Here is a 22,531-nt window from a genome sequence, read left to right on the forward strand (position 1 = left end):
CCGCTACCCGACACGTTGAGCTAAAATTTCCCCATGCTAGACCCACGTGCACAAACCCTCCTCAAAACGTTGATCGAGCGCTACATCGCCGAAGGTCAGCCGGTCGGTTCGCGCACGTTATCACGTCATTCCGGTCTCGAACTGAGCCCCGCGACGATCCGCAATGTCATGTCGGATCTCGAGGAACTCGGTTTGGTCGCGAGCCCGCACACCTCCGCGGGCCGCATTCCCACGCCGCGCGGCTACCGCCTCTTCGTCGACACGATGCTGACTGTAGAAGCGCCGCAAGACGAAGCCATGACCACCGCGGTCAAGACCCGCCTGCAAGGCGAGGAGCCGCAGAAGATCGTCGCGGCGGCGGCGAGCGTGCTCTCCAATCTGTCGTCGTTCGCGGGCGTGGTGCTGACGCCGCGCCGCAGCCATATGTTCAGGCAGATCGAGTTCATGCGGCTGTCGGACAAGCGCATCCTGCTCATCATCGTGACGCCGGAAGGCGACGTCCAGAACCGCATGATGGCGACGCAGCGCGACTACTCGCCCTCGCAGCTCACGGAAGCCTCCAACTACATCAACGCACACTTCGCGGGCCTGTCGTTCGACGAGGTGCGCCGGCGTCTGCGCGAGGAAATCGACCAGTTGCGCGGCGACATGACCGCGCTCATGCAGGCCGCCGTGGTCGCGAGCACCGCCGAGACGGACCCCACGGACACCGTGCTCATATCCGGCGAGCGCAACCTGCTCGAAGTGGCGGACCTTTCCTCCGACATGGCGCGGCTGCGCAAGCTTTTCGACTTGTTCGACCAAAAGACGAGCCTCCTGCAATTGCTGGATGTATCGAGTCACGCGCAGGGCGTGCAGATCTTCATCGGCGGCGAGTCGAATCTCGTGCCGATCGAGGAAATGAGCGTCGTGACGGCGCCGTACGAAGTGAACGGGAAGATCGTCGGCACGCTCGGCGTGATCGGCCCGACGCGCATGGCGTACAACCGCGTGATTCCGATCGTGGACATCACTGCGCGCCTCCTCTCGATGTCGCTCAGCCACCAGTAACGCTGTTTTCACGTCCATCTTGACGCGCCTGCGCAGGCCGCGCCACTAGGCCATTCGGCCAATGATGCGCGCGAAAGGCCGCCGCTATAATGAACTTCACCTTTTTCGACGGCTTTCCCGGCCCGCTTCCTCTATGCGTTTCGACCTCGAGTTGCCCTCGCAGCCTAGCGCTTCGCATCGCGTCGCGGTGCTGCTGATCAATCTCGGCACGCCGGACGCGCCCACGCCGCGGGCGGTGCGCAAGTATCTGGCGCAATTCCTGTCCGATCCGCGTGTCGTCGAAATTCCGTCGTTCGTGTGGCAAGTCATTCTGCGTGGCCTGATTCTTCCGCTGCGCGGGCGCGCGTCGGCGAAGAAGTACGCGCAGGTGTGGATGCCCGAAGGCTCGCCGCTGCGCGTGCACACGGAAAAGCAGGTCGACGGTTTGCGGCGCCTGTTCGCGGCGAACGACTATCACGTGATCGTCGACTACGCGATGCGCTACGGCACGCCCGGCATCGGTGCCATGCTCAATCAGCTGAAGCTCGAAGGCGCCGATCGCATCCTGCTCCTGCCGATGTATCCGCAATACTCGTCGTCCACGACAGCCACCGCTTTCGACGATGCCTTCGCGGCGCTCAGGCGCGTGCGCAATCAGCCGGAAATTCGCACGATCCGCCATTACGCGGATCATCCGGCGTATATCGCTGCGCTCGCGGAGCAGGTGCGCGACTACTGGCGGCATCACGGCCAGCCGGATTTCGCCGCCGGGGACAAGCTGGTCTTGAGTTTCCACGGCGTGCCCAAACGTACGATGGACCTGGGCGATCCGTATCACGACCAGTGCCAGCTGACCGGCTCGCTGCTCACAGCGGCGCTCGGGCTCACGCCGGTGGAATGCCGCGTGACGTTCCAGTCGCGCTTCGGCAAAGCCGAATGGCTTCAACCCTATACGGCGCCGACGGTCGCGGAACTGGGCGCGGGCGGCGTCGGGCGGGTGGACGTGTTCTGTCCTGGCTTCACGGCGGATTGCCTCGAGACGATCGAGGAAATCGGCATCGAGGTGCGCGACGAATTCCTGAAGGCCGGCGGCAAGCAGTTCCATCGCATTGCCTGCCTGAACTCGGCGCCCGCGTGGATCAAGGCACTGGGCGAAATCGCCGCGCAACATTTGCAGGGATGGCCCGTGCAGACCGTGCAGCCGCTCACGGCAGTGGCCTGAGCACGGCTTTATCGAGCATTCACTGATGAACTACAAGATTTCGACGGAACCCGGCGCGCGTTTGCGCATCGATAAATGGTTGTGGGCGGCGCGTTTCTTCAAGACGCGTTCGCTCGCGAGCGACGCGGTGGAGAAAGGCCGCGTGAAGGTCGGCGGCGCGAACGTGAAGCCGTCGAAGGACGTGCGTGTGGGCGATATCGTCGAGATCGATATCGAACGGCTCGTGTGGCAGGTCGAGGTGCTGGGCCTGTGCGACGTGCGCGGCCCCGCGACGGTCGCGCAGACGCTCTATGCGGAAACCGAGGAAGGGCGCACGAAGCGCATCGCCGAAGCCGAGCGCCGCAAGACGTTCCGCGAGCCCGCGGCCGGCATGCAGGGAAGGCCGACGAAGCGCGACCGGCGCGTCATCGACAAATTTTCAGGTTCGGACTAAGAAGCTCTTCCAGCGTCGCGTGAACGCCGCCGTACTCGGTGGTACGGTCGGTCACGGCGCCGGACATGCAGATGGTGGTCGTTCCCGCGACGAGTACCAGGGCGACCACCGCGATAGCAAAGGTCAGTTTCATGGTACCCCCGAAGAGCGGGTTGCCCGGTTACGAAACGGCCGGGTCAGGAAACGGGCATGGGCTGAAAGCGGATTGAAGCATTCGTAGGATTAGGGTTAACGTGCGTCCTGCGGTGCTTGATCGAAGTGTAGGCGAGGCAGTGCTTTCCCTCAATCTGAAAATTGCGCGATGCGGCGAACTCGCGTTACGGCTTGTTTCACGGTTCCCGGCATCGTCGCCAAGCGCGCAAAAAGTTCAGAAAAAATCGCCCGCGAAGGCTTGAAAACGCCCTCGATGCCCCAATTTCCGCCGCTAGTGCGAAAAATGCGTGCTCGATGTGAGAGGCCGCTTTCGCATCCGATTCAACTCACAGCAATACACATTCAGCGACATGGAAAACACGCAAGAGAATTCAGCGAGCCAGAACCCGACGCCCGCCGACGATAACGCGCGCCAGGCCGCCGACACGACCAACGCAGCCGCGCAGGCGCCTCAGGCCGCTCCGGCGGACGGCGCCGCAGCGCCGCAAGCGGCGCCGAACGGGGCCGAAGCCGCGCTGGCCGAGGCGCAGGCGACGATAGTCGCGCTCAAGGAAGACTTCCTCCGCGCCAAGGCCGAAACGGAAAACGTGCGCCGCCGCAGCCAGGAAGATGTTGCCAAGGCACATAAATTCGCCATCGAGAACTTCGCGGAAAACCTTTTGCCTGTCCTCGACAGCCTCGAAGCCGCGCTCGCCGACCAGTCGTCGGATCTCGCCAAGGTGCGCGAAGGCGTCGAGCTGACGCTGCGTCAGCTCACCGGCGCGCTGGAGAAGGGGCGCGTCGTCGCGGTGAATCCGGTCGGAGAGAAATTCGATCCGCATCGCCATCAGGCTATCTCGATGGTTCCGGCCGATCAGGACCCGAACACCGTCGTCACGGTGCTGCAGAAAGGCTACGTGATCGCCGACCGCGTGCTGCGTCCGGCGCTCGTGACCGTCGCCGCGCCGAAGTAACGCGCCCGAAGCGATCATGGCCAGCGTGCCCGTCGATACGACCGCCTTCGCGGTGTTCGACATGCGCGAGCTCGACGAAGCCGGCTTCGATGCCGGCCTCGCATCGGCGGGCGACGAACTGGCCGTGGTGTTCTTCTGGGGCCTCGACTGCTTCAACTGCGAGATTGCCAAGAAGGCGATGCTCGCGAAACCCGATGAAATCCGCGCGCTCGGCCTGGCGTGGTTCCACAGCGATGTGTACGCGCATCGCGGGCTGGGCCGCCGCTTCATGCTGCACGGCGTGCCGACGTGGTTCTTTTTTCATCGGGGCAAGCGGCTCGGCCGGGCAACCGGCTGGCACCGCCTCGCGCAGTTCGAAGCGGCAGTGAAGGCGGCGCGCGAAAAGATCGGCGCCGGCGCGGGCAACCGCGAAAAAAAGTTATAGACCGCATCGCTTGCAGGGTCTTGAAATCGAAACCTGCGCTCTTATCTTGTGTACAGGTATGAATTTTGGGCGTTCGGCCCGGTAAATCGGCACAAGCCGGCGTCAGGCAAGACACACCGCCGCCGCAACGCCACTGCGATCAAAGCTAGGAGAGTGATAAAAAATGGGCAAAATCATCGGTATCGACCTCGGCACCACGAACTCGTGCGTGGCGCTGATGGAAGGCAATCAGGTCAAGGTCATCGAGAACTCGGAAGGCGCGCGCACCACGCCGTCGATCATCGCGTACATGGATGACAACGAGATCCTCGTCGGCGCGCCCGCGAAGCGCCAGTCGGTCACCAATCCGAGAAACACGCTGTACGCCGTCAAGCGCCTGATCGGCCGCCGCTTCGAAGAGAAGGAAGTGCAAAAGGACATCGGCCTGATGCCCTATAAGATCGTCAAGCACGACAACGGCGACGCATGGGTCGAGGCGCACGGCAAGAACCTCGCGCCGTCGCAGGTGTCGGCCGAAGTGCTCCGCAAGATGAAGAAGACCGCTGAAGATTACCTCGGCGAGCCGGTGACGGAAGCCGTCATCACGGTTCCGGCGTACTTCAACGACAGCCAGCGTCAGGCCACCAAGGACGCGGGCCGCATCGCGGGTCTGGAAGTGAAGCGCATCATCAACGAGCCGACGGCAGCCGCGCTCGCGTTCGGTCTGGACAAAGCCGAAAAGGGCGACCGCAAGATCGCCGTGTTCGACCTGGGCGGCGGCACGTTCGATATCTCGATCATCGAAATCGCGGACGTCGACGGCGAAATGCAGTTCGAAGTGCTCTCGACCAACGGCGACACGTTCCTCGGCGGTGAAGACTTCGACCAGCGCATCATCGATTACATCATCGGCGAGTTCAAGAAGGAGCAGGGCGTCGACCTGTCGAAGGACGTGCTCGCGCTGCAACGTCTGAAGGAAGCCGCTGAAAAGGCGAAGATCGAACTGTCGTCCACGCAGCAGACCGAAATCAACCTGCCGTACATCACGGCGGATGCCTCCGGTCCGAAGCACCTGAACCTCAAGATCACCCGTGCGAAGCTCGAAGCGCTCGTGGAAGACCTGATCGAGCGCACGATCGAACCGTGCCGCATCGCGATCAAGGACGCGGGCGTGAAGGTCGGCGAAATCGACGACGTGATTCTCGTCGGCGGCATGACCCGTATGCCGAAGGTGCAGGAAAAGGTGAAGGAGTTCTTCGGCAAGGACCCGCGCCGTGACGTGAACCCGGACGAAGCCGTCGCCGTTGGCGCCGCGATTCAAGGTCAGGTTCTGTCGGGCGACCGCAAGGACGTTCTGCTGCTCGACGTGACTCCGCTTTCGCTCGGCATCGAGACGCTCGGCGGCGTGATGACGAAGATGATCAACAAGAACACGACGATCCCGACGAAGCACGCACAAGTGTATTCGACGGCGGACGACAACCAGGGCGCCGTGACGATCAAGGTGTTCCAGGGCGAGCGCGAAATGGCCGTGGGCAACAAGCTGCTCGGCGAGTTCAACCTCGAAGGCATTCCGCCCGCACCGCGCGGCGTGCCGCAGATCGAAGTGACCTTCGACATCGACGCGAACGGCATTCTGCACGTGGGCGCGAAGGACAAGGCGACGGGCAAGGAAAACAAGATCACCATCAAAGCGAACTCGGGTCTGACGGACGCGGAAATCGACAAGATGGTGAAGGACGCCGAAGCCAACGCCGAGGAAGATCACAAGCTGCGTGAACTGGCCGACGCGCGCAATCAGGGCGATGCGCTGGTCCACAGCACGAAGAAGGCCGTCGCCGAGTATGGCGACAAGGTCGACGCTTCGGAGAAGGAAAAGATCGAAGCGGCGCTGAAGGACCTCGAAGACACGCTGAAGAGCAGCGCGAGCGACAAGGCCACGATCGACGCCAAGGTCGAGGCGCTGGCTCAGGCGTCGCAGAAGCTCGGCGAGAAGATGTACGCCGACATGCAGGCGCAGCAAGGCGCGGCGGGTGCGGCTGCCGGCGCGGCGGGCGCGGGTGCGTCGGCGGATGCGGGCGCGAGCCAGCATCACGACGATGTCGTCGACGCCGATTTCAAGGAAGTGAAGAAGGACTAACGCCGGAATCAGGCGCGTGAGTGGCGACATTCACGCGCCTCTTCGGTGGGATCACCGGGACGCGTCGGCGTCTTACGTGGAGCGCGCCTGGCGAGCCTTTTCGGCTCTCCGGGCACGTTGTTTTTAGAGGCGCGTTGCTTCAGGCGAGGCGCAAAAGGTTTACGCGCGGGTTTGCAGCACGAAACCCGCAGCATCTGACAGGAACCGTCGCGGGCAAGCGCGGCGGCATCGAACCGACATGGCGAAACGGGACTACTACGACGTTCTGGGCGTCGCGAAAAACGCGAGCGACGACGAGATCAAGAAGGCGTATCGCAAGCTCGCGATGAAGTATCACCCTGACCGCAATCCGGACAACAAGAAGGCGGAAGAGAATTTCAAGGAGGCGAAGGAAGCCTACGAAATGCTCTCCGACCAGCAGAAGCGGGCCGCGTACGATCAGTACGGCCACGCGGGCGTCGATCCGAACATGGCGGGCCCGGGCGCGCAGGGCTTCGGCGGTTTCGCCGATGCCTTCGGCGATATCTTCGGCGACATCTTCGGCCAGGCGGGAGGCGGCGGCGCTCGCGGGCGCGGCGGTCCGCAGGTCTATCGCGGCGCGGACCTGCGCTACAGCATGGAGATCACGCTGGAGCAGGCGGCGCACGGCTACGACACGCAAATTCGCGTGCCGAGCTGGGTGAACTGCAATGTCTGTCACGGCTCGGGCGCGAAGCCGGGCACCAAGCCGGAAACCTGCCCGACCTGTCACGGTCAGGGCCAGGTGCGCATGTCGCAGGGATTTTTCAGCATCCAGCAGACGTGCCCGAAGTGTCACGGCAGCGGCAGCTACATTCCCGATCCGTGCGCGAACTGCCACGGCGCGGGCAAGGTGAAGGAAACGAAGACGCTGGAAGTGAAGATTCCGGCGGGCATCGACGACGGCATGCGTATCCGCTCGGCGGGCAACGGCGAGCCGGGCATCAACGGCGGGCCGAACGGCGACCTGTATGTGGAAATCCACATCAAGCAGCATTCGGTGTTCGAGCGCGACGGCGACGACCTGCATTGCCAGATGCCGATCCCGTTCACGACGGCGGCGCTGGGCGGCGAGATCGAAGTGCCGACGCTGGCCGGCCGCGCGAGCTTCACGGTGCCGGAAGGCACGCAGTCGGGCAAGACGTTCCGCCTGCGCGGCAAGGGCATCAAGGGCTTGCGTTCGAGCATCGCGGGCGATCTTTACGTGCACGTACAGGTCGAAACGCCGGTCAAGCTCACCGAGCAGCAGCGCGATCTGCTGAAGCAGTTCGAGAAGTCGCTGGAGCAGGGCGGCGCGCGGCATAGTCCGCAAAGCAAGAGCTGGTTCGACCGCGTGAAGAGCTTCTTTGACTGATGCGGTCGAGTGCGTGGTACGTCGTGCGGGCATGACGATGAAAACCGAAGAGCGCGGCGCGATATTCGCGCTGCTCGACGATTGCGATGCGACCGCCGAAAGGCGGTCGAGTCGTTTGTACACGGACTTTGCGCACGAACGCGTGTGCGTGGACGGTCATGCGCTCGAAGCGGTGTGCGGCGACATCGAGCGTGATTTGCGAGGCGGCCTGCATGCGGTCGTCGTCGCGGATTACGAGTTCGGTCGCAATCTCCAGTTCGGCGCGATCGGGCGCGGCGACGATCACGCTTTGCGCGTGCTGATGTTCCGCGATTGCGCGCATCTGTCGCGCGATGGAGTCGATGCGTGGCTCGCGTCCCAGGGCGATGACACGACCGCCGGCGTCGCGGGCATCGAGCCGAGCGTCACACGCGACGAGTTCGATGCCGCCATCGCCGCGGTGCAGGATGCCTTGCGCGAAGGCGAGTCGTATCAGATCAACTACACGTATCGGCTGAACTTCGATGTGTTCGGCGCGCCGCTCGCGCTTTATCGGCGCTTGCGCGAGCGTCAGGCCGTGCATTACGGCGCGTTCATCGCGCTACCGGACGGGCGCTCGGTCGTGTCGTGCTCGCCGGAACTGTTCGTCGAGAAGCACGGCGATCTGCTGCGCGCGCGGCCGATGAAAGGCACCGCGCCCCGCGACGCCGATCCCGAAACGCTTCGCCGCGACCCGAAGAATCGCGCGGAAAACGTGATGATCGTCGATTTGCTGCGCAACGACATGTCGCGCGTGGCCGTCACGGGTTCGGTGAACGTGCCGGCGCTCTTTTCGGTCGAGCCGTACGCGTCGGTGTGGCAAATGACATCGACCATCGAGGCGCGCGTGATTCCGGGCACGTCGTTCGCCGGCATCGTCCGCGCGTTGTTTCCGTGCGGCTCGATCACCGGTGCGCCGAAGTATCGGACGATGCAACTCATCGACGAGATCGAGAGCACGCCGCGCGGTTTGTACACCGGCGCGATCGGCTGGCTCGATGCGAACGGCGACTTCTGCATGTCGGTGGCGATACGCACGCTCGTCGTCGATGCGGCGCGTAAGCGCGGCGTGCTCGGCATCGGCGCGGGCATCGTGCTCGATAGCATTGCCGCCGACGAATACGAGGAGTGTCTTTTGAAAGCGCGCTTTCTGACTGGCGCTGATCCGGGCTTCGAGCTCTTCGAGACGACTTACGCGACGCGCGAGGAAGGCGTTCGACATTACGCGCGGCACGTCGCGCGGTTGAAGGCAAGCGCCGCGTATCTCGGCTTCGCATTCGATGAGCGCGAGCTCTCGACGCTAATGCAAGAACACTGCGCGTCGTTCGAAGCGGGCAAGCCGTATCGCCTGCGCATCGCGCTGGACAAGAGCGGGCGCATCGCGATCACGAGTGCGCAACTCGCGCCGTTGCCATCGGATACGGTGAACGTTCTGCTCGCGTGCGATCGAGGCTTCGCGCCGCAATCGTCCGTTGATCCGCTGCTTCGGCACAAGACGACGCGCCGCGCCGACTACGATCGCGCATGGAAAGCCGCCGAAGCCGAAGGCACGTTCGACATGCTGTTTTTCAACGAACGCGGCGAGCTCACCGAAGGCGGCCGATCGAGCGTCTTCGTGCAACTCGACGGCAAGTGGTGGACGCCGCCTATCGACGCCGGCGTGCTGCCCGGCGTGATGCGCGCGGTGCTGATGGAAGACCTCGGGGCGGCAGAGCGTGCTCTGACGCTCGAAGACTTGCACAAGGCCGAACATCTGCTCATCAGCAACGCGCTACGCGGGGCGGTGAAGGCCCATCTCAAGCGCTGACGGACATCACCACTCGGCCACGCTTCCATCCGCGTGACGCCACACCGGATTGCGCCAGCGATGGCCGACCTGGGCCATCTCGCGCACCTTCTCCTCGTTCACTTCGATGCCAAGGCCCGGCCCTTGCGGAATCGTCACCATGCCGTCTTCATATTTGAAGACTTCCGGATTCCTGATGTAATCGAGCAGGTCGTTGCCCCTGTTGTAGTGAATCCCGAGGCTCTGCTCCTGAATGAACGCGTTGTAGCTCACCGCATCGATCTGCAGGCAGGTCGCGAGCGCAATCGGCCCGAGCGGGCAATGCAGCGCGAGCGCGACATCGTAGGCTTCGGCCATCGTCGCGATCTTGCGGCATTCGGTCAGTCCGCCCGCATGCGACGCGTCCGGCTGAATGATATCGACGTAACCGCCCGCGAGAATGTGCTTGAAGTCCCAGCGTGAGTAGAGCCGCTCGCCGAGCGCGATCGGCGTGCTCGTCTGGCTGACGATATCGCGCAGCGCCTCGACGTTCTCCGAGAGCACCGGCTCCTCGATGAACATCAGCTTGAACGGATCGAGTTCCTTCGCGAGCACCTTCGCCATCGGCTTGTGCACGCGCCCATGGAAGTCCACGCCGATGCCCACGTTCGGGCCGACCGCCTCGCGCACCGCGCGCACGTTGTCGATGACGCCCTGAACCTTGTCGAAGGTATCGATGATCTGCAGCTCTTCCGAGCCGTTCATCTTCACGGCCTTGAAGCCGCGCTCGACCACCGCGCGCGCGTTGTTCGCGACATCGCTCGGACGGTCGCCGCCGATCCACGAATACACCTTGATCCTGTCGCGCACCTGCCCGCCGAGCAGCGCGTGGACCGGCACGCCGTGGAACTTGCCGAGAATGTCCCACAGCGCCTGATCGACGCCCGCGATCGCGCTCATGCCGATCGGCCCGCCGCGATAGAAGCCCGAGCGATACATCACCTGCCACAGGTCTTCGATATGACGCGGATCCTTGCCGACCAGATAGTCGGCGAGTTCATCGACGGCGGCGGCGACGGTATGCGCGCGGCCTTCGACGACCGGCTCACCCCAGCCGGTGATGCCTTCGTCGGTTTCGATCTTGAGGAAGCACCAGCGCGGCGGAACGATGAAGGTCTCGAGTTTCGTGATTTTCATGAGGCGTCTCCCGATAAGGATTCACATGGTAGCAAAAACTCGCTGCGTGGGCATATTAATAGTATTATTTGGAAGTAAATGGGACTTACGAAACATCGGATGAATACCCGATAATCGTGGGCAAACCGAGAAGGAGACCATCATTCACAGGGACCTGCATGGCCGTGTAGCCCATGAACTGGGCACGGCGATTCTGCGAGGCGACTACCAGCCTGGCTTGGCCTTGCCGCGCGAAGCGGAATTGATGGAGCGTTTCGGCGTGAGCCGCACGGTGCTTCGCGAGGCGTTGCGCACGCTTACGTCGAAAGGGCTGATCGAGTCGCGGCCGAAGGTCGGCACGCGTGTGCGCGCGAAGGCTGCGTGGAATCTGCTCGACGCCGACATGCTCGACTGGTATTCGCGCGTCGCGCCGCCGCTGCAGTTCGCGCTCAAGCTTCAGGAAATGCGCGAGATGATCGAGCCGTACGCCGCCGCGCTCGCCGCCGACAACCACGAGGAAGCTGCGCGCGAGCGTCTCACGCGCGCGCATCTGGCGATGGCCGGCGCGCAGAATGTCGATGAATGGGTGCGCGCCGATCTCGACTTCCACCTCGGCGTGCTCGCCGCGTGCAGCAACGAATTGCTGATCCCGCTCGGCGCGCTGATCGAACGCACGCTCGAAGGCCAGTTGCGCCTGAACGCGAAGCGCGCGGAAGTCTACAACGCGTCGCTCGCAGAGCATACGGCCGTGTTCGATGCGATCATCGCCCGCGATGTGAACGGCGCGCGCCGCGCGATGGCCGATCTGCTCGGCGTGACGCGCGGAAGAATCGAAGCTTAAAGCGCGTTGAGCGGAATCTTCAGATAGGTCGTGCCGTTGTCCGCGGGCTGGGGAAATCGGCCCGCGCGGATGTTGACCTGGATCGCGGGCAGGATGAGCGTCGGCATGCCGAGCGTCGCGTCGCGGGCTTCGCGCATCGCGACGAATTCGTCTTCGGTCTTGCCGCCGCCGACGTGAATGTTGTGGTCGCGCTGATCGCGCACCGTGCATTGCCACTGCGGCGCGCGCGTGTCCGGCGGATAGTCGTGACAGACGAAAAGACGCGTATCGGGATCGAGCGCGAGCAGGCGTTGAATCGAGCGATACAGCGTGCGCGCGCTGCCGCCCGGAAAGTCGCAGCGCGCGGTGCCGACATCCGGCATGAAAAGCGTGTCGCCGACGAACACCGCATCGCCGACCCGGTAAGCCATGTCGGCGGGTGTATGGCCCGGCACGAAGAGCGCACATGCTTCGATCGCGCCGATCATGAAGCGCTCGCCATCCGTGAAGAGGTGATCGAACTGGGAGCCGTCGAGCTGAAACTCCGGCTCGAGATCGAAGATCTTCTTGAACACGCCCTGCACCGTGCGGATCGACTCCCCGATGGCGATCTTTCCGCCGAGCTCGCGCTTCAGATACGGCGCCGCCGAGAGATGGTCCGCGTGCGCGTGCGTCTCCAGAATCCACTCGACGGTCAGATGCTTTTCGCGCACGAACGCGATGACCGCATCGGCGGAGCGCGTCGATGTGCGCGCGGCTTTCGGGTCGTAGTCGAGAACCGGGTCGACGATCGCCGCGGATGAGCCGGCCGCCTCATGGACGACATACGTCATCGTGCCGGTGTTGACATCGAAGAAAGGCTGGATGATCGGTTGCACGCTGATTCCCCCGGCTACGGCGCGTTGCCTCGCGTGGTCTCTGCTCTTGTCGTCCGCCAGGAAGGGACGCGTTCGGCAGGGTCGCGATACAGTGTAACGCTTTGCGTATCGCGCGGCAGTTGCTACCGCAGTACTGCTACGCGCGTCGCGCCGGCCGGTTCACGAGCGCGATGCCCGCGAGCACCATCACCGCGGCGATCATGAAGCGCGCGGTGAAATGCTCGCCGAGCAGGAGCACGCCGAAGGTGACGCCGAAAATCGGCGTGAGAAACGAGAACACCGAAAGCCGCGACGCCATATAGCGCGTGAGCAGCCAGAACCACGTCAGATAGCTGACGAATGCGACGACGATCGCCTGATAGGCGAGGCTCGCGATCACGAGCGGCGGCACGGCTTCGACATGCGTCTGCCCGATGCCCGCGGCGAGCACGAGCAGCAGCACCGCCGATACCGCCAGCTGATAGAACAAGGTCTTGCTCGCGCTCGCCTGCGCGAGCGTGGACGCGCGCACTACAACGGTCGTCGCGGCCCAGAAGATGCCCGCCATGATGCCGAGCCCATCGCCCGCGATGCCGCGCATCGTCGACGTGCTGTTTGGATCGCCATGCAGGAAGCCGTCGGCGAACGCGAGCGCGATGCCGCAGAACGCGAGCACGATGCCGCTCCACTGCGTGCGCGACAGCCGCTCGCCCGCGACGAAAAAGTGCAGGCCGAGCGCGGTGAAGCAGGGCGCGGTGTAGAGGAACACGGCCATGCGCGTTGCCGTGGTCAGGCTCAGGCCGAAGAAAATGCAGACGAACTCGCCGCCGAACAGCAGTCCCGCGAGCAGGCCAGCCGGCAGCGTGTCGTCGCGTTGAAAGAGCGGCACGCCGCGCGTGCGCGTCCAGATCCACACGAGCAGGGTCGCGATCAGCGAGCGGATGCCGGCTTGCAGCATCGGCGGAATCGATGCGTTCGCTTCCTTGATCGCGACCTGCTGGAATCCCCACGCGCCGCACAACGCGATCATCACGATGATGGCGGTAGCGTCCGGGGCGCGGCGCAAGGCGAGGGAAGACGTGCTCATCGGCTGGCTCTGTCAGGCGTGGCGGGAGAAGGCCGACGTGACGCGCACATCGGCCATGCACTGATATGGAGCGTCGATTGTGCCAGCGAACGGCCGGCGAGAGGGAAAGGTCGGGTCGAGCCCGTGGGAATGCGGAGGGTGCGCGCCGCATCGAGCGTGCGGCGCGCGAGATGCATCAGGAATGCTTTTCGATCAGCTCGACCTTGTAGCCGTCCGGATCTTCGACGAACGCGATCACCGTCGTGCCGCCCTTCACGGGACCGGCTTCGCGCGTGACCTTGCCGCCCGCCTGACGAATGCGCTCGCACGCGTCGGCGGCGTTGTCGACTTCGAGCGCGATATGGCCGTACGCCGTGCCCAGGTCGTACTTGTCGGTGCCCCAGTTGTAGGTCAGTTCGAGCACGCTGTTCTCGCTTTCGGGACCGTAGCCGACAAACGCGAGCGTGTACTTGTACTCGGTGTTTTCACTTTGACGCAGCACGTGCATGCCGAGAATGCGCGTGTAGAAATCGATGGAACGCTGCAGGTCGCCGACGCGCAGCATCGTATGGAGGAGTCGCATGATGGGGTTCCTGTTTGTAGTTGCGAGGGACAGGAAAGAAATTGTACCGTCGACGCTTTACGCGCGCTGACGACGCCTCAAAGCGCCGGCAGCAAGTCTGGCGGATGATGCTTGAGCGTATGCCGCGCTTCGCGGAACTCGGGAAAGATCGATTCGACGGTCTGCCAGAAGCGCGGGCTATGGTTCATTTCGCGCAGATGCGCGAGTTCGTGCGCGACCACGTAATCGATGATCGACATCGGGAAATGGATGAGCCGCCAGTTGAGGCGGATCTTGCCGTCGCTCGAGCAACTGCCCCAGCGCGTCGCCGCCGACGACAGCGCATACGCGCGATATTCGACGCCGAGCTTCGCCGCATACACCGCGAGCCGCTCGCCGAAGATGCGCTTCGCTTCCGATTGCAGCCAGCCCTGCACGCGATCCTTGATCTGCTGCGCGTCGGAGAGCGCGGGCATCGCGAGCGAGAGCACGTTGGTCTTGTCGTCGAAAGACAGCACGCTCGCGCTCGATCCGAGCGACACGCTGATCGTCTTGCCGAGATACGGAAACTGCGCGCCGTCCTTCCATTCGATGCGCGGCAGCGCGCGCTGCTCGACGCGCGTCTGCCATTCGGTGAGCTTCTTGACGATCCAGTTCTGCTTGTCGAGGATCGCGCTCTCGATGTCGGCGACCGTCACCCAGCGCGGCGCGGTGATCGCGAGCCCGGTGCCGTCGATGCAAAAGCCGATCGTGCGCCGCGACGAGCGCTTCAGCCGATACTCGAGCGCGCCCGCCTTGAGCGCGATGCGGCGCAGGCGCACGCCATCGGGAAGCGGAGCCGCCGGCGTTGCGGGCGTGAGCACGGGAACGGGATCGGCGGCCGGAACGTCGCCGCGCAGCGGAGCGGGGCCGCTCGCGGGCGGTGCGCCGGAGTAAGCCGGCGCATGCTCGAACGGAAGATCGAGTTGCAGGGTATCGAGCGCGACGGCGGGGCGCTGTCGCGATGGGGCTTTCTGCATCGGCTCGGCTTTGCGCTCACGGCGCAGGAATGACGAGAAGAACGAGTAAGGCACGCCGCGGCTCGATATGAATGCGAGAACCGCTTAGCGGCCCGCGCCCGCGGCGCCGGCTTCACCCGGCTGCGCGTTCGGCGCGGCGTAAGCGTGCGGATCGATGCGGCGCATTTCCGTCTCGATCCAGCTTTCGACACGCGTGTTCACTTCCTCGGGCGTGAGGCCGGCCGTATCGATCGGCTTGCCGATCGACACCGTGACTATACCCGGATATTTGATGAACGAATTACGCGGCCACACGTGCCCCGCGTTGTGCGCGATCGGCACGACGGGCGCGCCGGTCGCGACAGCGAAGCGCGCGCCGCCCGTCTTGTACTTGCCCTGACTGCCCACTTTGGTGCGCGTGCCTTCCGGAAACATGATGACCCATGCGCCTTCGTCCATGCGCGCGCGGCCCTGGCGCGTGACGGACACGAACGCGTCGCGGCCCTGCTTGCGGTCGATATGCACCATCTTCAGGAGTCCGAGCGCCCAGCCGAAGAACGGCACGTAGAGCAGCTCGCGCTTGAACACGTAGCAGAGCGGACGTGGCATCAGCGCGGGGAACGCGAGCGTTTCCCATGCGGACTGATGCTTCGACAGCAGCACGGCGGGGCCATTCGGCAGGTTCTCCATGCCTTCGATCGTGTAGCGGATGCCGATCAGATACCGCAGTACGACGATCGTCGACTTGCACCAGCCGGCCGCCATCCAGTAGCGCCTGTCGGCGCGCATGAACGGAAACGCGATGAAGCAGGCGATCGCGTACGGCATCGTGTACACGATGAAGTAGAGCATCAACAGCAACGAACGGATGAAGCGCATGGAGTGTCGGTGTTACTGGGCCGCGTTGCGGTCCTGATGCCTTGCCAGGAAGTCGAGCGCGAAGGCGCGCAAATCCTTGTGAACGACGGTGCCTTCGGGCAACTGGCCTTCCTTGAGCGTCTTTTCGCCCTTGCCGGTGAGCACGAGATGCACGGGAAAGCCGAGCGCCGCGCCCGCCTGCAGATCGCGCAGCGAGTCGCCGACGACCGGCGTGTCCTCCGGATCGATCTCGAAGCGGTCGATGATCTGCTGCAACATGCCCGGCCGCGGCTTTCTGCAATCGCACTGGTCTTCCGCCGTGTGCGGGCAGAAGAACACCGCGTCGATGCGCCCGCCGACAGCCGCCGCCGCGCGATTCATCTTCTCATGCATCGCGTTCAGCGCGGCCATGTCGAAGAGACCGCGCCCGATGCCCGACTGATTCGATGCGATCGCCACGCGATAGCCCGCCTGATTCAGGCGCGCGATCGCTTCGAGGCTGCCGGGAATGGCGACCCATTCGTCCGGCGACTTGATGAAGGCATCGGAATCGACGTTGATGACGCCATCGCGATCGAGGATGACCAGTTTTCGGTTCATGACCATGGCGTTGCTTTAAGCGGCGAGCTTCGAAATGTCGGCGACGCAGTTCATCTGCTGATGCAATGCACTGAGCAACGCGAGACGATTGTTGCGCAGCGCGGCGTCTTCCGCGTTCACCATCACATCGTTGAAGAACGTGTCGACGCTCTCGCGCAACGCGGCGAGCGCGGTCAGCGCTTCCGTGTAGTTGCGCGCGGCGAGCTGGCTTTGCACGCGCGGCGTCACTTGCTCGATCTGCGCGTACAGGTTCTTCTCCGCCGCTTCGACGAGCAGCTCCTTGTTCACCGACGACGGCGCGCCCTGTTCCGACTTCTTCAGGATGTTCGAGATGCGCTTGTTGGCCGCGGCGAGCGCAGCGGCTTCCGGCAGCGCGGCGAACTCGCGGACCGCATCGAGGCGCGCGACGATGTCGTCGAGACGCGTCGGGTTCAGGCTCAGCACCGCTTCGATATCGTTGGCCTCGAAGCCGCGTTCGCGCAACAGGCCGCGCAGGCGGTCGATGAAGAACGCGTACACCGCTTCCTGCGAATCCGCGACTTGCGGCACGTTGGCGAACTGGCGCTGCGCGGCCGCGACGAGATCGCGCAAGTCGATCGGCAGCTTCTTTTCCAGCAGGATGCGCAAGACGCCCAACGCGTGACGGCGCAGCGCGAACGGATCTTTCTCGCCGGTGGGCGCGAGACCGATGCCCCAGATACCGACGATCGTTTCCAGCTTGTCCGCGAGCGCGACCGCCGCGCCGACACCCGTGGACGGCGTTTCGTCGCCCGAGAAGCGCGGCTGATAGTGCTCCGAGCACGCGAGCGCGACTTCTTCCGGCTCGCCGTCGTGACGCGCGTAGTACGTGCCCATCGTGCCTTGCAGCTCGGGGAACTCGCCGACCATGTCGGTCAGCAGGTCCGCCTTCGCGAGACGCGCGGCGCGGCGCGTCAACGCGGCATCGACGCCGACCATCGGCGCGATTTCGCCCGCGAGGGCTTCGAGACGTTCGATGCGTTGCAGCGTCGAGCCGAGCTTGTTGTGATAGACCACGTTCGCGAGCAGCGGCACGCGGTCTTCGAGACGCTTCTTCTTGTCCTGCGTGAAGAAGAATTTCGCATCGGCGAGACGCGGGCGCACGACGCGCTCATTGCCTTCGACGATCTCGCCGGGCGTCTTCGTATCGATGTTCGACACGATCAGAAAGCGCGAGCGCAGCTTGCCGTGCTGGTCGGTGAGCGCGAAATACTTCTGGTTCGTCTGCATCGTGAGAATCAGACATTCCTGCGGCACTTGCAGGAACTCTTCGTCGAAGCGGCATTCGTAGACGACCGGCCATTCGACGAGCGCGTTCACTTCATCCAGCAGCGCTTCGGGCATCACGACGCGGTCTTCGCCCGCAAAGGCCTGCAACTGCGTGCGGATCGATTCACGGCGATCGTCGAAGTTCGCGACCACGTGACCTCGGCTGCGCAGCGTCGCGGCGTACTCGTCGGCATGCGGAATGGCGACGAAGCCTTCCGACATGAAGCGATGGCCGACGGTCGTATCGCCCGAATCGACGCCGAGCGCGCTGACCGGCACGACCTTGCGGCCATGCATCGCGATCAGGCGCTGCACCGGACGCACGAACTGCACGCTGGTGCCGTCCGGGCGCTGATAGGTCATGACCTTCGGAATGGGCAGCTTGCCGAGCGTTTCGTCGAGCGCGGCCTGCAGGCCATCGGCGAGCGTCGCGCCCGGCGCGGCATAGCGCAGGAAGAACGCTTCGGCCTTGCCGTCCTGCGCGCGTTCGAGTTCGGCGATGGGGAAATCGGGGAAGCCGAGCGCCGCGAGCTTCTTCGCGAGCGGCGGCGTGGGATTGCCTTCCTTGTCGAGCGCGACCGTCACCGGCAGCACTTTCTCGCGCACCTGCCTTTCCGGCGCGACATCGCGCACGTTCCGAATGAGCACGGCGAGGCGGCGCGGCGTCGCGAATTTTTCGAACGAAGGCGCGCCGTCGATCAGATCGCGCGCGGCCAGGCGCTCGACGATGCCATCGGCAAACGCGGTGCCGAGACGCGCGAGCGCTTTCGGCGGCAGTTCTTCAGTCAGCAGCTCGACGAGCAGAGAAGCGTTGTTGGATTGCGTCATTGTTCTGTCGAGCCTCGTCAAACCTGTTCGTTATTGCCCGTGGGCGAGCTTTCCACCTTCAGCGGCGGCGCCCATGCGGGACGCTGCGCTTCCTGCTCGTCGGTGATGAGATCGCGATCGCCCTTGACCGGATTGCCGAGCATCGGGAAGCCGAGCGCTTCACGCGAGTCGTAGTAGGCCTGCGCCACGAGACGCGACAACGCGCGGATGCGGCCGATATACGCCGCGCGCTCCGTCACGGAAATGGCGCCGCGCGCATCGAGCAGATTGAACGTGTGGCCTGCCTTCAGCACGAGTTCGTAGGCGGGCAGCGCGAGCTTCGCGTCGATCATCTTCTTCGCTTCTTCTTCGTAGCTCTTGAAGAAGGTGAAAAGCAGATCGACGTTCGCGTGTTCGAAGTTGTACGTGGACTGTTCGACTTCGTTCTGGTGGTACACGTCGCCGTAGGACAGCTGACGCAGCACCTTACCGTTCGGGCCGTCTTCTTCCCACTCGGTCCAGACGAGGTCGTACACGTTCTCGACCTTCTGCAGATACATCGCGAGGCGTTCGAGACCGTAGGTGATTTCGCCGAGCACCGGCTTGCAGTCGATGCCGCCCGCCTGCTGGAAGTACGTGAACTGCGTCACTTCCATGCCGTTCAGCCACACTTCCCAGCCGAGGCCCCACGCGCCGAGCGTGGGATTTTCCCAGTCGTCTTCGACGAAGCGCACGTCGTTCTGCTTCAGGTCGAAGCCGAGCGCTTCGAGCGAGCCGAGGTACAGATCGAGGATGTTCTCAGGCGCGGGCTTCAGCACGACCTGATACTGATAGTAGTGCTGCAGGCGGTTCGGGTTCTCGCCGTAGCGGCCGTCCTTCGGGCGGCGCGACGGTTGGACATAGGCGGCGCGCCACGGCTCGGGGCCGATCGCGCGCAGGAACGTGTGGACGTGCGAGGTGCCCGCGCCGACTTCCATGTCGATCGGCTGGAGCAGTGCACAGCCCTTCTCGTTCCAGTAGGACTGCAGCGTCAGAATGATTTGCTGGAAAGTGAGCATGATTGCCTTATGCGGGGCGCGGCCATCGTCGTGACGACGCGACTCGGAGGCTCGGCCGAAGTGCTAAAACCTTGAATTTTAGCCGAATGGAAGGGTGGGTGCGGCTTTTTGGGAAGCCGGGCACGCGGAAAGAGCGGATGCGCGAGCCGCCCCGCAGCGCGCGGCGCGGCTTTGTTTCAATCGATATTCAACGTGTGCCCGACCGTTTCCGGTTCGGCGCGAACGCAAATCCGAACGCCAGCAGAACCAGCGACACCACGATCACCGTCATGTTCCCGCTCGTCACATAAGGCGTGCGTCCCGTCGTTCCTTGCACGCGCGCTTCGAGCACGCCTGTCGTGAACGTCGGCAGCCTGGACACAACATCGCCGTTCGCCGCGATCACTGCCGTCATGCCGGTGTTGGTCGCGCGCAGCATCGGCCGGCCGGTTTCGATCGAACGCATGCGCGCGATCTGAAGATGCTGATCGAGCGCGATCGTGTTGCCGAACCACGCGAGGTTCGTCGAATTGACGAGAATGCCCGCGGGCGTTTCCTGCTCGCGGATCGTGCGCGCGATCTCTTCACCGAAGATGTCCTCGTAGCAGATATCGACGGCGATCGGCTGGTTGTGCACGAGGAACGCCTTCTGCGCGATCGGGCCGCGCGCGAGATCGCCGAGCGGAATGCCCATCATCCGCACGAACCAGTGAAAGCCGAGCGGCACGAATTCGCCGAACGGCACGAGATGATGCTTGTCGTAGCGGTAGACGCCATTCACGTGCGGCGTGACGCCGAAGAGGCTGTTGGTGAAATCGGTCGCCCGGCCGTCCGGGAGGATCGTGACGCCGACCACGCCGAAGAGAATCGACGAGTTCGTGTCGTCCGCGAAGTTGCGGATGGCGAGCGCGAAGTCCTGCGGAATCTGCACCGACAGCACCGGCAACGCGGTCTCCGGCGTGACGATCAGATCGGCGGGCTTCTCGGTGATGAGCCGCCTGTAGAGCGCGAGCGATTCATCGATGCCCGCCTGCTCGAACTTCATCTCCTGCTTCACGTTGCCTTGCAGGAGGCGAACGTCGAGCGGCGCGTTGGCGGGCGTCGTCCATTGCACGAGCGACAGCAGCATGCCCGCGACGATCAGCGCAATCGCGACGATGCCCGGCGCGAAGCGCGCTCCGAAACCCTGCGCACGCCGCAGGTTATAGAGCGTCTGCACGATCAGCGCGGCGACGAGCGCGAGCACCCAGCCGACGCCATACACGCCGACGATCGCGCCGAAGCCCTTGAGCGGTCCGTCGACCTGCGCATAGCCGCTCGCGAGCCACGGGAAGCCGGTGAACACGAGACCGCGCAACCATTCGCCGAGCGCCCACGCGCTCGCGAAGGCGAACGCGCCGTGCCATGTCGGCGCATGGCGCGGCGAGGCTTCGATATCGCGCGCGGTCGCGGCGTCTTCATCGCCGAAACGGGCGCGGCCCGCGACGAACGACCAGACCACGCTCGCCAACGCCGGATAGATCGCGAGATACAGCGAGAACAACGCGACGGCGGCCGCGGCGAGCGCCGGAGCCATGCCGCCATAGACGTGCATGCTGACATAGAGCCACCACACGCCTGTCACGAAGTTGCCGAAGCCGAAGGCCCAGCCGGTCGCGGCGGCGCTCTTCCAGCCGTTCGTGCGCGACAGCCACGCGAAGAACAGCGCGAAGACGACGAGCTCGATCCAGCCGCCGTGCGGCGTCGGCGCGAACGAAAGCGTGTTGACGGCGCCGAGCACGGCGGCGACGAGGTAATGCCAGAAGGGCAGCGCACGCGGCGTCGTGGCGATCACCGAGGTGTCGCGTTGACGGGAGAGAAAGGGAAACGATGAATCGGCCATTGACGACGGTCGAGTTGGAACGGAAGCAGGCAAGCAATGACGACGGGCGTCGCTCGATGGCGACGCCCGCGAAGCGCTCAATCGCGCAGTTCGTCTTCGTCGTCGCCCGCGTGATGATGTTGCTGCGCGAAGTTCGGCACGCGCCGCACGAGGAGAACGTGAATCTGGCGGGCGTCGCCGCGCAGGATCTCGAACACGAAATCGTCGATGCGCACCTTCTCGCCGCGATGCGGCACGCGCCCGAAGCGATGCGTGACGAGACCGCCGATGGTATCGACTTCGTCGTCGGAGAATTCGGTGCCGAATTCCTCGTTGAACTGTTCGATGCCGGTGAGCGCGCGCACGCGGAACTTGCCGTCCGGCGTCGCGATGATATTGCCGGCTTCCTCGTCGAAATCGTATTCGTCCTCGATGTCGCCGACGATCTGCTCCAGCACGTCCTCGATCGTGATGAGGCCGGCGACGCCGCCGTATTCATCGACGACGATCGCGATGTGATTGCGGTTCACGCGAAAGTCGTGCAGCAGCACGTTCAGACGCTTCGATTCGGGGATGAAGACGGCGGGGCGCAGCATGCCGCGCACGTCGAACTCTTCCTCGGCGTAATAGCGCAGCAGGTCTTTCGCGAGCAGCACGCCGATGACGTTGTCGCGATTGCCTTCGTAGACGGGATAGCGCGAGTGTGCTTTTTCGAGCACGAAGGGGATGAACTCGGCGGGCGTGTCCGCGATGTTGATGGCGTCCATCTGCGCGCGCGGAATCATGATGTCGCGAGCGCAGAGATCGGACACCTGGAAGACGCCTTCGATCATCGAGAGCGAATCGGCGTCGAGCAGGTTGCGCTCGTGTGCGTCCTGGAGCACTTCGAGAAGTTCGTCGCGCGATTCGGGCTCGTGCGAGATGAAATCGGTCAGGCGTTCGAGAAGCGAGCGCTTTTCCTGCGGTTTGTCGGTATGGCGTCGACTGGGATAGGGTTCGTTCATAGCGGAGCGCCCGGGAGTTCCCGGGCGCGGGTTAGCGGAGAGTTAAGCATACACCAAGGCAAAACGCGGGCAGCGTGGCGCGGCGCGCATGTCATGAGCCATGCTAGCCG

Annotated in this window: 21 protein-coding genes; 9 read left to right on the forward strand and 12 right to left on the reverse strand. The window is 64.1% G+C overall.

Annotation, left to right across the window (positions count from 1 at the left end):
- Positions 1-33 precede the first annotated feature (33 nt).
- The 3 genes from hrcA (at position 34) to AWB78_RS11305 (ending at position 2,684) form a co-directional block, all read left to right on the forward strand.
- The gene (gene hrcA, locus AWB78_RS11295; protein WP_062604664.1) at positions 34-1,050 is read left to right on the forward strand and encodes a heat-inducible transcriptional repressor HrcA; all 1,017 of its coding nucleotides are present in this window, start codon (positions 34-36) and stop codon (positions 1,048-1,050) included.
- Positions 1,051-1,183: 133 nt separating this feature from the next.
- Positions 1,184-2,251, forward strand: a complete 1,068-nt coding sequence (gene hemH / locus AWB78_RS11300; RefSeq protein ID WP_062604665.1) for a ferrochelatase — start codon at positions 1,184-1,186, stop codon at positions 2,249-2,251.
- A gap of 25 nt (positions 2,252-2,276) precedes the next feature.
- Positions 2,277-2,684 carry an Hsp15 family ribosome-associated heat shock protein gene (locus AWB78_RS11305; RefSeq protein WP_062604666.1) on the forward strand — a complete coding sequence of 136 codons (408 nt, stop codon included), beginning with the start codon at positions 2,277-2,279 and terminating at the stop codon, positions 2,682-2,684.
- Here the strand turns inward: AWB78_RS11305 and AWB78_RS47605 are convergent.
- Positions 2,656-2,817 (reverse strand): hypothetical protein, encoded by a 162-nt coding sequence (locus AWB78_RS47605; protein ID WP_198399251.1) that lies wholly within the window; start codon positions 2,815-2,817, stop codon positions 2,656-2,658. The two genes, AWB78_RS11305 and AWB78_RS47605, sit on opposite strands and share 29 nt — an antisense overlap.
- Before the next feature lie 370 nt (positions 2,818-3,187).
- Here AWB78_RS47605 and grpE point away from each other — a divergent pair, with 370 nt between their 5' ends.
- The 5 genes from grpE (at position 3,188) to pabB (ending at position 9,530) form a co-directional block, all read left to right on the forward strand.
- Entirely contained in the window at positions 3,188-3,790 is a 603-nt protein-coding gene (gene grpE, locus AWB78_RS11310; protein ID WP_062604667.1) for a nucleotide exchange factor GrpE, read from the forward strand.
- A gap of 16 nt (positions 3,791-3,806) precedes the next feature.
- Positions 3,807-4,214 carry a thioredoxin family protein gene (locus AWB78_RS11315; protein WP_062604668.1) on the forward strand — a complete coding sequence of 136 codons (408 nt, stop codon included), beginning with the start codon at positions 3,807-3,809 and terminating at the stop codon, positions 4,212-4,214.
- 163 nt (positions 4,215-4,377) lie between these two features.
- The gene (gene dnaK, locus AWB78_RS11320; RefSeq protein WP_062604669.1) at positions 4,378-6,333 is read left to right on the forward strand and encodes a molecular chaperone DnaK; all 1,956 of its coding nucleotides are present in this window, start codon (positions 4,378-4,380) and stop codon (positions 6,331-6,333) included.
- 238 nt (positions 6,334-6,571) lie between these two features.
- The gene (gene dnaJ / locus AWB78_RS11325; RefSeq protein WP_062604670.1) at positions 6,572-7,705 is read left to right on the forward strand and encodes a molecular chaperone DnaJ; all 1,134 of its coding nucleotides are present in this window, start codon (positions 6,572-6,574) and stop codon (positions 7,703-7,705) included.
- Between the two features lie 37 nt (positions 7,706-7,742).
- Positions 7,743-9,530 carry an aminodeoxychorismate synthase component I gene (gene pabB / locus AWB78_RS11330; RefSeq protein ID WP_062604767.1) on the forward strand — a complete coding sequence of 596 codons (1,788 nt, stop codon included), beginning with the start codon at positions 7,743-7,745 and terminating at the stop codon, positions 9,528-9,530.
- 6 nt (positions 9,531-9,536) lie between these two features.
- Here pabB and dgoD read toward each other — a convergent pair whose 3' ends face one another.
- Positions 9,537-10,685, reverse strand: coding sequence for a galactonate dehydratase (dgoD, locus tag AWB78_RS11335; protein WP_062604671.1), 1,149 nt, complete (start codon positions 10,683-10,685; stop codon positions 9,537-9,539).
- 103 nt (positions 10,686-10,788) lie between these two features.
- Here dgoD and AWB78_RS11340 point away from each other — a divergent pair, with 103 nt between their 5' ends.
- On the forward strand, positions 10,789-11,505 hold the full coding sequence (locus AWB78_RS11340) for a FadR/GntR family transcriptional regulator (RefSeq protein WP_062604672.1): 717 nt from the start codon (positions 10,789-10,791) through the stop codon (positions 11,503-11,505).
- Here AWB78_RS11340 and AWB78_RS11345 read toward each other — a convergent pair.
- From AWB78_RS11345 to AWB78_RS11390, 10 genes are all read right to left on the reverse strand, one after another.
- Complete coding sequence (locus tag AWB78_RS11345) at positions 11,502-12,362, reverse strand: MBL fold metallo-hydrolase (RefSeq protein WP_062604673.1); 861 nt, start codon at positions 12,360-12,362, stop codon at positions 11,502-11,504. The two genes, AWB78_RS11340 and AWB78_RS11345, sit on opposite strands and share 4 nt — an antisense overlap.
- Positions 12,363-12,498: 136 nt before the next feature.
- Entirely contained in the window at positions 12,499-13,428 is a 930-nt protein-coding gene (locus AWB78_RS11350; protein WP_062604674.1) for a DMT family transporter, read from the reverse strand.
- A gap of 175 nt (positions 13,429-13,603) precedes the next feature.
- Positions 13,604-13,990: a lactoylglutathione lyase gene (gene gloA / locus AWB78_RS11355; RefSeq protein WP_008351454.1), complete on the reverse strand. Its 387-nt coding sequence runs from the start codon at positions 13,988-13,990 to the stop codon at positions 13,604-13,606.
- A 77-nt stretch (positions 13,991-14,067) separates the two neighbouring features.
- Entirely contained in the window at positions 14,068-14,988 is a 921-nt protein-coding gene (locus AWB78_RS11360; RefSeq protein WP_062604768.1) for a M48 family metallopeptidase, read from the reverse strand.
- Positions 14,989-15,072: 84 nt separating this feature from the next.
- Entirely contained in the window at positions 15,073-15,846 is a 774-nt protein-coding gene (locus tag AWB78_RS11365; RefSeq protein WP_062604675.1) for a lysophospholipid acyltransferase family protein, read from the reverse strand.
- Between the two features lie 12 nt (positions 15,847-15,858).
- Positions 15,859-16,431, reverse strand: coding sequence for a D-glycero-beta-D-manno-heptose 1,7-bisphosphate 7-phosphatase (gene gmhB / locus AWB78_RS11370; RefSeq protein ID WP_062604676.1), 573 nt, complete (start codon positions 16,429-16,431; stop codon positions 15,859-15,861).
- Positions 16,432-16,440: 9 nt separating this feature from the next.
- Positions 16,441-18,540 carry a glycine--tRNA ligase subunit beta gene (gene glyS / locus AWB78_RS11375; protein WP_062604677.1) on the reverse strand — a complete coding sequence of 700 codons (2,100 nt, stop codon included), beginning with the start codon at positions 18,538-18,540 and terminating at the stop codon, positions 16,441-16,443.
- Between the two features lie 17 nt (positions 18,541-18,557).
- Positions 18,558-19,577: a glycine--tRNA ligase subunit alpha gene (glyQ, locus tag AWB78_RS11380; protein WP_074173424.1), complete on the reverse strand. Its 1,020-nt coding sequence runs from the start codon at positions 19,575-19,577 to the stop codon at positions 18,558-18,560.
- A 187-nt stretch (positions 19,578-19,764) separates the two neighbouring features.
- Positions 19,765-21,438 carry an apolipoprotein N-acyltransferase gene (gene lnt, locus AWB78_RS11385; RefSeq protein WP_062604678.1) on the reverse strand — a complete coding sequence of 558 codons (1,674 nt, stop codon included), beginning with the start codon at positions 21,436-21,438 and terminating at the stop codon, positions 19,765-19,767.
- 77 nt (positions 21,439-21,515) lie between these two features.
- Positions 21,516-22,421 (reverse strand): CorC family transporter, encoded by a 906-nt coding sequence (locus AWB78_RS11390; RefSeq protein ID WP_062604679.1) that lies wholly within the window; start codon positions 22,419-22,421, stop codon positions 21,516-21,518.
- Positions 22,422-22,531 lie beyond the last annotated feature (110 nt).

It is taken from the genome of Caballeronia calidae, from assembly GCF_900044055.2.
Lineage (GTDB): Bacteria > Pseudomonadota > Gammaproteobacteria > Burkholderiales > Burkholderiaceae > Caballeronia > Caballeronia calidae.